9 protein-coding genes are annotated in these 12,716 nt (G+C 74.3%); 7 read left to right on the top strand and 2 right to left on the bottom strand.

What is annotated here, in order from left to right:
• The first annotated feature begins 53 nt into the window (after window positions 1-53).
• Window positions 54-254, top strand: a complete 201-nt coding sequence (locus ACFYZY_RS05200) for a hypothetical protein (RefSeq protein WP_388689646.1) — start codon at window positions 54-56, stop codon at window positions 252-254.
• A 109-nt stretch (window positions 255-363) separates the two neighbouring features.
• On the opposite strand, the gene ACFYZY_RS05195 is transcribed toward ACFYZY_RS05200, so the two are convergent.
• On the bottom strand, window positions 364-2,748 hold the full coding sequence (locus ACFYZY_RS05195; protein ID WP_388689645.1) for a phosphoketolase: 2,385 nt from the start codon (window positions 2,746-2,748) through the stop codon (window positions 364-366).
• A gap of 315 nt (window positions 2,749-3,063) precedes the next feature.
• Between ACFYZY_RS05195 and ACFYZY_RS05190 the strand changes: the two genes are divergently transcribed.
• The 5 genes from ACFYZY_RS05190 to ACFYZY_RS05170 all read left to right on the top strand — a co-directional run bounded on the left by ACFYZY_RS05190 (window position 3,064) and on the right by ACFYZY_RS05170 (window position 9,665).
• Window positions 3,064-3,978 (top strand): oxygenase MpaB family protein, encoded by a 915-nt coding sequence (locus ACFYZY_RS05190; RefSeq protein WP_388689644.1) that lies wholly within the window; start codon window positions 3,064-3,066, stop codon window positions 3,976-3,978.
• Window positions 3,960-6,203 carry a tetratricopeptide repeat protein gene (locus tag ACFYZY_RS05185; RefSeq protein ID WP_388689643.1) on the top strand — a complete coding sequence of 748 codons (2,244 nt, stop codon included), beginning with the start codon at window positions 3,960-3,962 and terminating at the stop codon, window positions 6,201-6,203. Before ACFYZY_RS05190 ends, ACFYZY_RS05185 begins: the two co-directional genes overlap by 19 nt.
• 263 nt (window positions 6,204-6,466) lie before the next feature.
• Entirely contained in the window at window positions 6,467-7,501 is a 1,035-nt protein-coding gene (tdh, locus tag ACFYZY_RS05180) for an L-threonine 3-dehydrogenase (protein ID WP_388689641.1), read from the top strand.
• A 3-nt stretch (window positions 7,502-7,504) separates the two neighbouring features.
• Window positions 7,505-8,704 (top strand): glycine C-acetyltransferase, encoded by a 1,200-nt coding sequence (locus ACFYZY_RS05175; RefSeq protein WP_388689639.1) that lies wholly within the window; start codon window positions 7,505-7,507, stop codon window positions 8,702-8,704.
• 58 nt (window positions 8,705-8,762) lie between these two features.
• Complete coding sequence (locus ACFYZY_RS05170) at window positions 8,763-9,665, top strand: LysR family transcriptional regulator (protein WP_388689637.1); 903 nt, start codon at window positions 8,763-8,765, stop codon at window positions 9,663-9,665.
• Between the two features lie 22 nt (window positions 9,666-9,687).
• Here ACFYZY_RS05170 and ACFYZY_RS05165 read toward each other — a convergent pair whose 3' ends face one another.
• Window positions 9,688-11,514, bottom strand: coding sequence for a serine hydrolase (locus ACFYZY_RS05165; protein ID WP_388689636.1), 1,827 nt, complete (start codon window positions 11,512-11,514; stop codon window positions 9,688-9,690).
• Window positions 11,515-11,616: 102 nt separating this feature from the next.
• On the opposite strand from ACFYZY_RS05165, the gene ACFYZY_RS05160 reads away from it, so the two are divergent.
• A complete protein-coding gene (locus tag ACFYZY_RS05160; protein ID WP_388689634.1) occupies window positions 11,617-12,714 on the top strand; it encodes a calcium:proton antiporter in 1,098 nt (365 codons plus the stop codon).
• The last annotated feature ends 2 nt before the right edge of the window (window positions 12,715-12,716 follow it).

The raw sequence follows: 12,716 nt of genomic DNA, 5'->3' as shown, positions 1-12,716 counted from the left end.
GCGCCGACCGGACACCAGAATGGCCAGTGCCGGACGAACACGTAGGAGGCGGCATGAACGCTGAGCCCGACAAGACGTCCCCGGGGGACTCCCCGACGCCCGACCGGCTGCTGCACGCCGGGTCGGAAGGGGAGTTCACGGCGGAGGACCTGGTCCTCGCCTCCGGCCGTGACGTGAACCCGCAGAACCTCGCCTGGGCGGAGCGCCGCATGGCGGAGAAGGGCCGCGCCTCGATGGACGAGCTCCTGCCCTAGGCCGGACACGGCCCGGAACCCGCTCCGGGGACGTCTCCCCGGGTCCCGCCCTCGCGCGCCGGCCCCGGACCGGGCGACCGGTCCGGGGCCGGCGCCGTCCCGGCGGGCCTCAGCCGCTCCACTCCCAGTCGGCCACCTCGGGCATGTCGGTGCCGTGCTCCCGGATCCAGGCGTGGTGACGGGTACGGGCGTCCGCCATGGCCTGGCGCACCGTCACGGCGCGCACGCCGAGGCCGGGCACGCGGTCGATCACGTCCATCACCAGGCGGTAGCGGTCGAGGTCGTTGCGCACGACCATGTCGAAGGGGGTCGTGGTGGTCCCCCTCTCCTTGTAGCCCCGCACGTGCAGGTGCGGGTGCCCGGCGCGGCGGTAGGCCAGCCGGTGCACCAGCCAGGGATAGCCGTGGTAGCCGAAGATCACCGGCCTGTCCGTCGTGAACAGGGCGTCGTACTCCCCGTCCGTCATGCCGTGCGGATGCTCCCCGTGGGACATCAGCCGCGTCACGTCCACCACGTTCACCACCCGGACCGCCAGCTCGGGCAGGTGCTCCCGCAGCAGCGAGGCCGCCGCCAGCACCTCCTGGGTGGGGACGTCACCGGCGCAGGCGAGGACCACGTCGGGCTCGCGCGTGCCGTCCTCGGTGCCCGCCCACGCCCACACCCCGGCGCCCCGGGCGCAGTGGGCGCGTGCCTCCTCCAGGGAGAGCCAGTCGAAGCAGGGCTGCTTCCCGGCGACGATCACGTTGACGTAGTCGCGGCTGCGCAGCACGTGGTCCGCGACCGAGAGCAGGGTGTTGGCGTCCGGCGGGAGGTAGACGCGGACGACCTCGGGGCTCTTGTTGAGCACGTGGTCCACGAAGCCCGGGTCCTGGTGCGAGAAGCCGTTGTGGTCCTGGCGCCACACGTGCGACGTCAGCAGGTAGTTGAGGGAGGCGATGGGAGCCCGCCACGGCAGCCGGCGCGAGGTCCGCACCCACTTGATGTGCTGGTTGACCATGGAGTCCACGATGTGGACGAACGCCTCGTAGCAGGAGAACAGCCCGTGGCGGCCGGTGAGCAGGTACCCCTCCAGCCAGCCCTGGCAGGTGTGCTCGGAGAGGATCTCCATGACGCGACCGTGCCGGTCGAGGTGTTCGTCGGTGTCCAGGACCGGTTCCTGCCACGCCTTGCCGCTGGCCCCGTACACCGCTTCGAGACGGTTGGAGGCGGTCTCGTCGGGGCCGACGAGCCGGAAGTCGCGGCGGCCGGCCGTGGCGGCCATGACCGCTTCGAGGAGGTCCCCGAGGACGCGGGTCGGCTCGTGCCGGGTGGCGCCCGGTTCGTCCACCGGCACGGCGAAGGGTTCGAGCGGCGGTACGGGCAGGTCCCGCAGCAGCAGGCCACCGTTGGCGTGCGGGGTGGCGCCGAGCCTGCGTTCGCCGTCCGGCACGCAGGCGAGCACCCGCGCGGACGGCGCGCCGTCCTCGTCGAAGAGCTCCTCGGGGCGGTAGGAGCGCAGCCACGCCTCCAGTTGCTCGCGGTGCTCCGGGTTGTCCCGCACACCGGACAGGGGCACCTGGTGGGAGCGCCAGGTCCCTTCCACGGGCAGCCCGTCCACCTCCGCGGGACCGGTCCAGCCCTTCGGCGTGCGGAGGACGATCACGGGCCACTTCGGCCGTTCGGCCGGCCCGCCGGCACGGGCCTCGCGCTGGACGGCCCGGATGCGGTCGAGCGCGGTGTCCATCGCGACCGCCATGGCGCGGTGGACCCGGCGCGGGTCGTCCCCGGAGACGTACAGGGGATCGTGGCCGTAGCCCCGCAGGAGTTCGTCCAGTTCCGCCTCGGGGAGCCGCGCGAGCACGGTGGGGTTCGCGATCTTGTACCCGTTGAGGTGGAGCACCGGCAGGACGGCGCCGTCGTGCACGGGGTCGAGGAACTTGTTGGAGTGCCAGGACGTGGCGAGCGGGCCCGTCTCCGCCTCGCCGTCCCCGACGACGCACGCCACCAGGAGGTCCGGGTTGTCCAGGGCGGCGCCGTACGCGTGCGACAGGGCGTAGCCCAGTTCGCCGCCCTCGTGGATCGACCCCGGCGTCTCGGGCGCCACGTGGCTCGGGACCCCGCCGGGGAAGGAGAACTGCCGGAACAGCCGGGCCATGCCCTCCCCGTCCCGGGACACGTCCGGGTAGACCTCGCTGTAGCTCCCCTCCAGCCAGGAGTTGGCGACCACGGCCGGCCCGCCGTGACCGGGCCCCCAGACGCACAGGGCGTCCACGCCGCGGTTCCTGATCAGCCGGTTGAGGTGGGTGTACACGAGGTTGAGACCGGGGGACGTGCCCCAGTGCCCGAGCAGCCGCGGCTTGATGTGCTCCGGTTCCAGCGGTGTGCGCAGCAGCGGGTTGTCCATCAGGTAGATCTGCCCGACGGACAGGTAGTTGGCCGCCCTCCAGTGCGCGTCGAGCGCGTCGAGTTCCTCGTCGGTCGGGGACGAGCCGTCCGGGCGCCTGTCCTTGCGCATGTCTCCTCCGTCGTGTGAACGGACGCGGTCGCCCCGCCGACCGGCCCTGGTGTCTCCGGGGCGTCTGCCCCGCGCGCCGCGCCGGACACGCTCCCGTCACGGCCCGGGCGCGCCCCCGGCGGTTCCTCCGGAGGCGCGCGTCCCATGGTGGTGCCCGGTCCGCCGGAAGACGGCGTGACACAGGGCGGCGTGCCCGCAAGAGGGGCCGGATGGGCCAGGGGTTCCGGACGTCCCGGCGGCCCGGGCGCCCGGGCGGGGATTCCGGGCACGTCACGCCCGGCGCTCACACGACCGTTCCGGCGTAGCCTGAACGCCATGACGCAGGACGCCGACCCCGGGCTCTTCGGACCCGGCTCCGTGACGTGGCAACTGCACAGCGACCCGGTGATGTGGATCGCCGGCGTCCGGGCCCTCTGGCTCCAGGCCCTCCACCCCGTCGCCGTCCGCGGCGTCATGATCAACAGCGGGTTCCGGGAGGACCCCTGGGGACGGCTCACGCGGACCGCCAACTTCGTCGGGACCCTCAGCTACGGGACCACCGAAGCCGCCGAGGCGGCCGGCGCCCGCGTCCGCCGCATCCACCGGCTGCTCGGCGTGGACGACCCCGAACTGCTGCTCTGGGTCCACTGCGCCGAGACCGACTCGTACCTCTCGGTCGCCCGCCGCTCCGGAATCCCGCTCACCGACGCGCTGGCCGACCGCTACGTGGACGAGCACCGCACCTCGGCCCGGCTCGTCGGCCTCGACCCGGACGCCGTCCCGGCCACCACCGCCGGACTCGCCGCCTACTTCGCGTCGGTACGCCCCCTGCTCACCGCCGGGCCGGACGCCAGGACCGTCGAGGACTTCCTGCGCCGTCCGCCGGTCCGGCCCCTCCTGGTCCCCGCGCGCGAGGTGATCTGGCGGCGCGTCACGGCGCTCGCGTACGACGCCCTCCCCCCGTACGCCCACGCGCTCTACGGACGGCCCGCCCCGCCGCCGGAGACCGTCACCCGCCGGCTCGTCGCCACGGCCAACCTGCTGCGCAACGTCCCCTCCCGCCTGCGCTGGAGGCTGCCGCCCCGGCACGTCCTGCGGGCCGTGGAACGGCTCGGCCCGCAGGCGCGGCCCGATCCGTACGCGCGCCCCGCCCCGTACCCTCTGTCGGACCCGGCGGCCATACTGGACACACCGGGTAGGACGCACGGAATCGACGGGGGCGACGGCACGCGATGGGGGACTCCGGACTGATCCAGGGGCGGTACCGCCTGCACGAGGTCATCGGCCGCGGGGGCATGGGCGAGGTGTGGCGCGCCACCGACGAGGCGCTCGGGCGCCGCGTCGCCGTGAAGTGCCTCAAACCGCTCGGCCCGCAGCGGGACCCGCAGGTGCTCGACGTCGTGCGCGAGCGCTTCCGGCGCGAGGCCCGGGTGGCCGCCGCGCTCCAGCACCGGGGCATCACCGTCGTGCACGACTTCGGCGAGTACGAGGGCGTCCTCTTCCTCGTCATGGAACTCCTGGAGGGGCGCAACCTCAGCCAGCTCCTCGCCGCCAACGCGCAGCACCCGCTGCCCGTCCAGGACCTCGTCGAGATCGCCGACCAGGTTGCCGACGCCCTCGCGTACACGCACGGCCAGGGGATCGTGCACCGCGACCTGAAGCCCGCGAACATCATGCGGCTGCGGGACGGCACGGTGAAGATCTGCGACTTCGGGATAGCGCGCCTCGGCGCGGACATGGGCTTCACGTCCAAGCTCACCGGGACCGGCATCGCGATGGGGACGCCCCACTACATGTCCCCGGAGCAGATCGGCGGCGGCGAGGTCGACCACCGCAGCGACCTCTACTCGTTGGGCTGCGTGCTGTACGAGCTCGCCACCGGCTCCCCGCCCTTCGACCTGGGGGACTCCTGGGCGATCCTCATCGGGCACCGGGACACGGTGCCGCGCCCGCCGCGCGCCCACCGGGCCGAACTGCCCGACTACTTCGACCGCCTCGTCGTCGACCTGCTCGCCAAGGTGCCCGCGGAGCGGCCGGCCGACGCGGGCGACCTGCGCCGCCGGATCGTCTCGGGCCGCGCGGGACCGCCCCCGTTCCCGCCGCTGCCCGGAGTGCCCGCGCAGCCGTCCCTCCCCCTCACGCTGCCCGTGCCGGTGGACCCCGGACCGGCGGCGCCCGTCCCGTCCGCCCCCGCGCCCGCCCCGGCGTGGAGCCGCGGGATGACCGGCGGGCACCGCCCGGCCGGAGCCGCCGGGCCGCGCCCGGCCGCCCACGACCCCGCCGCGGCCGTCCTCACCACCGAGTGGACCACCGCCCCCGCGCCGGCCGGTCCCGCCCCCGCGCCCCCGGCCGAGCTGGTCGCGGTCCTCGCCGGCCGCCACCGGGCGGGAATGGGCCTCGGCCGACTCGGCCGCTGGGACGAGGCGGAGGCGGTGCACCGGTCCGTCGCCGAGGACCGGTCGCGCGTCCTCGGGGAGGACCACCCCGACACCCTCGCCAGCCACTACGAGGTCGGTTTCGCCCTCGTCCGTCTCGACCGCCCCGCCGACGCCCTGCGCGTCTTCGAGCGGGTCGCCCGGGTCCGGTCGCGCGTCCTCGGGGAGGACCACCCCGACACCCTCGCCGCACGGCAGGAGCGGGCGTACGCCCTCGACCGCCTGGGACGGCACTCCGAGGCGTACGCACTGTACGTCGCGGTGCTCGCCGCCAGGGAGCGGGCCGAGGGCCCCGACCACCCCGACACCCTGCGCTGCCGCCACAACCTGGCGTTCACGCTCGGGCGCCTCGGCCGCCTCGAGGAGTCGTACCGCACGGCGCGGGAGGTCGCGGAGGCCCGCGCCCGGCTGCTCGGCGAGGACCATCCCGACACCCTGATGACCCGCCACGAGGTCGCCCACGTCCTCGCGCGCCTGGGGCGCCGGCAGGAGGCCCTGGCCCAGTACCGCGCGGTCGCCGGGGCGCGCGCCGCCGCCCTCGGCGCCGACCATCCGGACACCCTCGCCGCCCACTACGAGACCGGGGTCCTCCTCGGCCGGCTCGGCCGGGCGGCGGACGCCCTGGACGTCTGCCGCTCCGTCGTCGCCTCCCGCACCCGCGCCCAGGGCGCCGACGGGCCGGAGACCCTGCGCGCCCGCCACGCCCTCGCCGTCAACCTCGGCCGCCTCGGGCGCTGGGAGGAGGCGCTCGCGGAGTCCGGGGACGTCCACGCCGTCCGGACGCGGGTCCTGGGCGCCGACCATCCGGACACCCTCCTCAGCCGCCGGGAGACCGGTGTCGCCCTCGGCCGGCTCGGCCGCTGGGCGGAGGCCCTGGAGGCCCACCGCGCCGTCGCCTCCGCCCGCCTCCGCCTCCTCGGCCCGGCACACCCCGACACCCTCGCCGCCCTCGACGACGAGGCCCACTGCCTGGAACGCCTCGGCCGCCGCGCCGAGGCCGCCGCCCTCCTCCTCAGGGCGGCCGCGCCGCCGCCCGCCTGACGCGGGACCCGCGCGGCTTGCCGGGCCGGCCGCGGACCGCCCCGCCCCCGGCGCGGCAGCCTCCCCGGAGAGGTGAAAGTTCCCTCCGCGTGTTGACGCCGGGCCGCCCCCGCCCGGGGTGTGAAGCTGATCTGCGAGCGCGCTTAAGAAATCCTCGATGGACCGGGAGCCGTGCGTACGGAAGATTCTCCTCCGGGGATCTTGGGTGCACAGCCCTGCCTCACCCCATGCATCACAGGACACGCACGTCGGGAGCCGTTGCATTGAAGGCGCTGGTCAAGCTGAAGGCGGAGCCGGGACTCTGGCTCACGGACGTGCCCGAGCCGGAGGCCGGCCCCGGAGACGTCCTCATCAAGGTCAGCCGGACCGGGATCTGCGGCACCGACCTGCACATCCGTTCCTGGGACGGCTGGGCGCAGAGGACGATCGGGACGCCGCTGACGATCGGCCACGAGTTCGTCGGCGAGGTCGTCCACGTCGGCCGTGACGTCGCCGACATCGCCGTCGGCGACCTGGTCAGCGGCGAAGGGCACCTCGTCTGCGGCAAGTGCCGCAACTGTCTGGCCGGCCGGCGCCACCTCTGCCGCGCCACCGTCGGCCTCGGCGTGGGCCGGGACGGCGCCTTCGCGGAGTACGTCGTGCTGCCCGCCTCCAACGTGTGGGTCCACCGCGTCCCCGTCGACCTCGACGTCGCCGCGATCTTCGATCCCTTCGGCAACGCCGTGCACACCGCGCTCTCCTTCCCGCTCGTCGGAGAGGACGTCCTGGTCACCGGCGCGGGCCCGATCGGCATCATGGCCGCCGCCGTCGCCAAGCACGCCGGCGCCCGCAACGTCATGATCACCGACGTCAGCGAGGAACGCCTCGAACTCGCCCGCAAGACGGGCGTCACCCTCGCCCTGAACGTGGCCGGGAGCACGATCGCGGACGGCCAGCGCACCCTCGGGCTCAAGGAGGGCTTCGACGTCGGCCTGGAGATGTCCGGCAACCCGCACGCGATGCGCGACATGGTCGCCAACATGACCCACGGCGGCAGGATCGCCATGCTGGGCCTGCCCAGCGAGGACTTCGCCGTCGACTGGGCGAAGATCGTCACCTCCATGATCACGGTCAAGGGCATCTACGGCCGTGAGATGTTCGAGACCTGGTACGCGATGTCGGTGCTCCTGGAGGGCGGTCTCGACCTCGCCCCCGTCATCACCGGCCGCTACGCGTACACCGACTTCGAGGCCGCCTTCGACGACGCGGCCTCCGGCAAGAGCGGCAAGATCATCCTCGACTGGACTGCGGGAGCCTGACCCATGTTCGATTCCGTTCGCGACGACATCCGAGCCACCCTCGAAGAGATCGAGCAGGCCGGACTCCACAAGCCCGAGCGCGTCATCGGCACCCCCCAGTCGGCCACCGTCGCCGTCACCTCCGGCGGCCGCCCCGGCGAGGTGCTCAACTTCTGCGCCAACAACTACCTGGGCCTGGCCGACCACCCCGAGGTGGTCGCCGCCGCCCACGAGGCGCTGGACCGCTGGGGCTACGGCATGGCCTCCGTCCGCTTCATCTGCGGCACCCAGGAGGTGCACAAGGAGCTGGAGGCGCGCCTGTCCTCCTTCCTCGGCCAGGAGGACACGATCCTCTACTCCTCCTGCTTCGACGCCAACGGCGGCGTCTTCGAGACGATCCTCGGCCCCGAGGACGCCGTCATCTCCGACGCCCTCAACCACGCCTCGATCATCGACGGCATCCGCCTCTCCAAGGCCCGCCGCTTCCGCTACGCCAACCGCGACATGGCCGACCTGGAGCAGCGGCTCAAGGAGGCCACCGAGGGCGGTGCCCGGCGCAAGCTGATCGTCACCGACGGCGTCTTCTCGATGGACGGCTACGTCGCCCCGCTGGACGAGATCTGCGACCTGGCCGAGCGCCACGACGCCATGGTCATGGTGGACGACTCGCACGCCGTCGGCTTCGTCGGTCCCGGCGGGCGCGGCACCCCCGAGCTGCACGGCGTCATGGACCGCGTCGACATCATCACCGGCACCCTGGGCAAGGCCCTCGGCGGCGCCTCCGGCGGCTACGTCGCCGCCCGCGCCGAGATCGTCGCCCTGCTGCGCCAGCGCTCCCGCCCGTACCTCTTCTCCAACACCCTCGCCCCGGTCATCGCCGCCGCCTCCCTCAAGGTCCTCGACCTCCTGGAGTCCGCCGGCGACCTGCGCGACCGGCTGAACGCCAACACGGCGCTCTTCCGCTCCCGCATGACCGGGGAGGGCTTCGACGTCCTGCCCGGCGACCACGCCATCGCCCCCGTCATGATCGGCGACGCGGCCGAGGCCGGACGCATGGCCGAACTGCTCCTGGAGCGGGGCGTGTACGTGATCGGCTTCTCGTACCCGGTGGTGCCGCAGGGGCAGGCCCGCATCCGCGTCCAGCTCTCCGCCGCGCACTCCACGGAGGACGTGAACCGGGCCGTGGACGCCTTCGTCTCGGCCCGCGCCGCCCTGGCCGGCTGACACCGGAACGGCGGCGCGAACGGCGCCCGCCGCCCCCGCCGCCTGGGACACTGGGGGCATGATCGAAGCGCGGCGGTTGCACATCCTCCGTGCGGTGGCCGACCACCGCACGGTCACGGCGGCGGCCGCCGCGCTCTACCTCACCCCCTCCGCCGTCTCCCAGCAGCTCGCCGCCCTGGAGCAGGAGACCGGGCACCGCCTGGTGGAGCGGAGCGCCCGGGGCGCGCGCCTCACCCCGGCCGGCGAGATCCTGCTCGGCCACGCCAACGCCGTCCTGGCCCAGCTGGAGCGCGCCGAGGCCGAACTCGCCGCCTACGGCTCCGGCGACGCCGGCACGGTCACGGTCGCCGCCTTCGCCACCGGCATCGGCCTCGTGGTGGCCCCCGCCCTCACCGCGCTCGCCCGCACCGCCCCCGGCATCCGGGTCCGCGTGCGGGACGCCGAGGGCGACGAGAGCCTGCTCATGGTCCTGGACCGGCAGGTGGACGTGGCCGTCGCCGTCGAGTACCGGGGCGCCCCGGCCGAGGACGACGACCGGCTCACCCGCGTCCCGCTCTACGCCGAGCCCTTCGACGCGGTCCTGCCGCCCGGCCACCCCCTGGCGGCCGGCGGACGGGTCGCCCTCGCCGCCCTCGCCAAGGACGACTGGATCGGGCAGTCCACCGGCAACCCCTGCCACGACGTCACCGTCCTGGCCTGCGAGTACGCCGGGTTCGCCCCCCGTTTCGCGCACGTCTCCGACGACTTCCGCGCCGTCGTCGCCCTCGCCTCCGCCGCCGCCGGGGTCGCCCTCGTCCCGCGCTCGGCGCTGCGCGGGATGGACCTCACGGGTGTCGAGGTGCGGCCCGTGGACGGGGCCGCCCCCACCCGCCGGGTCTTCGCCGCCGTGCGGCGCGGGGCCGAGGAGCACCCCCTGATCAGCCCCCTCCTGACGGAGCTGCGCACGGCGGCGGACGACTGAGGTCCCGCCCGGGGACGGACCGTCAGTCCTCGGACACGGCCCATCCCACCGCTTCGACGCGCGAGGCGTCCGCCGGGCGGGCCCCGTCGAAGAGCGGCCGGCCGGCGGCGTCGAGGACCCGCACCCCGTCCACGTACGCCCCGCGCCCGACGTACCGCGCGTCCGTCGTGTACCGCCAGCGCAGCCGGACCGGGACGCCGCCCCGGTCCGGCGCCGGGACCCCGGCCGTCAGCCGGTGCCAGACGCGCCCCGACCAGCCGCTCGCCGCCCCGTCCGGGTGCGCCGACGGCTCCCCGTCCGGGCGTGCGGTGACGAACGGCACCGGTTCCCAGGCCGCCCCGCCGTCCCGGGACGCCTCCAGGCGGACGGCGTCCGCCCCCGGTTCGGTGTCCCACCACAGGGCGCACTCCAGACGCGCCGCGCCGGGGACCGGAGGCAGCGTGAGGGTGGCGGTGGTGCCGCTCGCCATGCCGGAGAACCAGGCGGTACGGCCCCGGACGGGACGTACGGGAACGGCCCTGGCCAGCCGGTTCGCGGCGGCGACGCGCGGCGCGGACCCGGAGCGCCAGGAGCGCACCGGGTGCACGGAGTTGCCGAGGACGATCAGGAACGAGTCGGTCGTCGGGTCGAGCACGAGGCTCGTGCCGGTGAAACCGGTGTGCCCGGCCGTGCGGGGCGTGGCCATCGCACCCATGTACCAGTGCTGGTGGAGCTCGAAGCCGAGCCCGTGCGCGTTGCCGGGGAAGGCGGTGTTGAAGTCGGTGAACATCAGCTCCACGGACGCGGGGGAGAGGATGCGGGCCCGGCCGTACGCCCCGCCGTTGAGGAGGGTGCGGGCGAGGACCGCGAGGTCCCGGGCGCGCGAGAAGACCCCGGCGTGCCCGGCGACCCCGCCGAGGGCGTAGGCGTTCTCGTCGTGGACCTCGCCCCACACCATGCCCCGGTCCAGGCCGGACCAGGGCGGCCGGGCGTCCTCGGTGGCGGCGATGTCCGGCCGCCAGGAGGGCGGTGGGTTGAAACGGGTGCGGCGCATCCCGAGCGGAGCGGTGATCTCGTCGTGGAGCAGGGTGTCCAGACCGCGACCGGTGATCTCCTCCAGGACCAGCTGGAGGAAGATCATGTTGAGGTCGGAGTAGAGGTAAGCCGACCCCGGCGTGCTCACGGGCACCTCCGCCCGGAGCAGCCGCAGCTTCCCCTCCCGCGTCGGCTCCCGGTACAGCGGCAGCCAGGACCGGAACCCGGAGGTGTGGGTGAGCAGTTGGCGCACCGTCACGTCCCGCTTCCCGCCCCCGCCGAAATCCGGGAGGTACGCCGTGATCCCCGCCTCCAGGTCCAGCGCCCCGCGCTCGATCTGCTGCACCGCCAGGATCGAGGTGAACAGCTTGGAGACCGAGGCCAGATCGAAGACGGTGTCCTCGGCCATCGGCCGCCGCAGCTCCGGCGGCAGCTCGACGCCGGTGCCGGTCTTCTCGTCGTACGCCGCGTACCGCACGGCCGAGCCGATCGCCCGGTGCAGGGCCACGGTCCCGCCGCGCCCGGCGAGCAGCACGGCCCCCGCGTACCAGGGGTGCGCGGGAGAGGGGGCGAGGAACGCCTCGGCCTCCGCGACCAGCCGGTCCAGGTGCGGCGCGAGCAGCCCGGCCCGCTCGGCCGAACCGCGCCTCAGCGTGGTCCGCCGCGCCCCGGCCCCCGTTTCCGCCGCGGGACCGGCCCCGCGCCCCGCCTCCCCTTCGGAGGCGGCGGCCGCTCCCGGCACCGAACCGACCATCACCGCTCCTCCGAGGGCCAGGAGTCCGCCGCCGAACGCGCGCCGGCTCGGAAGGCCCTCTCCTCCCGCATCTTCACTCATGTCCGTCCACGCCTCTCGAACATCGGTTTAGGTACCATCGAAAAGGAAGATCTCTTCGTGACAGAACGGGTGAAAACCCCCTTTGCGGCAGGATGCTGATACGTGAGTTCGGGTACGGCGGCAACGACACGTCAATGGACCACCTGGGGGCCGGTGGTGGCGGCCCTTGTCCTGGGCGCGGCCTGGGGGCGGGAACTCCCGGGCCTCGTCGTGGGGCTCATCGCGCTCTGCCTCGTCGCCGCGGTCCTCTCGGCGGTCCACCACGCCGAGGTGATCGCCCACCGCGTCGGGGAACCCTTCGGCTCGCTCGTCCTCGCCGTGGCCGTCACCGTCATCGAAGTCGGCCTCATCGTCACCCTGATGGCGGGGGGCGGGGAGAAGACGTCGGCCTACGCCCGCGACACCGTCTTCGCCGCCGTCATGATCACCTGCAACGGCATCGTCGGGCTCTCCCTCCTCGTCGGCGCGCTCCGCAACCGGGTGGCGGTCTTCAACGCCGAGGGCTCCGGCGGCGCGCTCGCCACCGTCTGTACCCTCGCCACGCTGACACTGGTCCTCCCCACCTTCACCACGAGCCACTCCGGACCCGAGTTCTCCGGCGTCCAGCTCGCCTTCGCCGCCGTCGCCTCCCTCCTCCTCTACGGGGTCTTCGTCGGCGTCCAGACGGTCCGGCACCGCGACTACTTCCTCCCCGTGCCGCGCCCCGGCCAGGAGTCGGCGGACGAGCACGCCGACCCGCCGGGCAACCGCGAGACCTGGACCAGCGTCGCCCTGCTCCTCCTCGCCCTCGTCGCCGTCGTCGGCAACGCCAAGCTCATCTCGCCCACCATCGAGGACGGCGTGGAGTCGGCCGGCCTGCCCAACGCGGTCGTCGGCGTCGTCATCGCCCTGATGGTCCTGCTCCCCGAGACCCTCGCCGCCGTCCGCGCGGCCCGCCGGGACAGGATGCAGACCAGCCTCAACCTCGCCTACGGCTCCGCGATCGCCAGCATCGGCCTGACGATCCCGTCGATCGCGCTCGCCTCGATCTGGCTGTCCGGACCCCTGGTGCTCGGTCTGGGCCCCCTCCATCTGGTCCTCCTCGCCCTCACCGGCGTGGTGAGCGCCCTGACCGTGGTGCCCGGACGGGCCACCCTCCTCCAGGGCGGCGTCCACCTCGCGATCTTCGCCGCCTTCGTCTTCATGTCGTTCAGCCCCTGAGG

This window comes from Streptomyces sp. NPDC001744 (assembly GCF_042892575.1).
GTDB lineage: Bacteria > Actinomycetota > Actinomycetes > Streptomycetales > Streptomycetaceae > Streptomyces.
The sequence above is the reverse complement of the archived record's forward strand: the minus strand, read 5'-3'. Positions and strand labels throughout refer to the sequence as shown.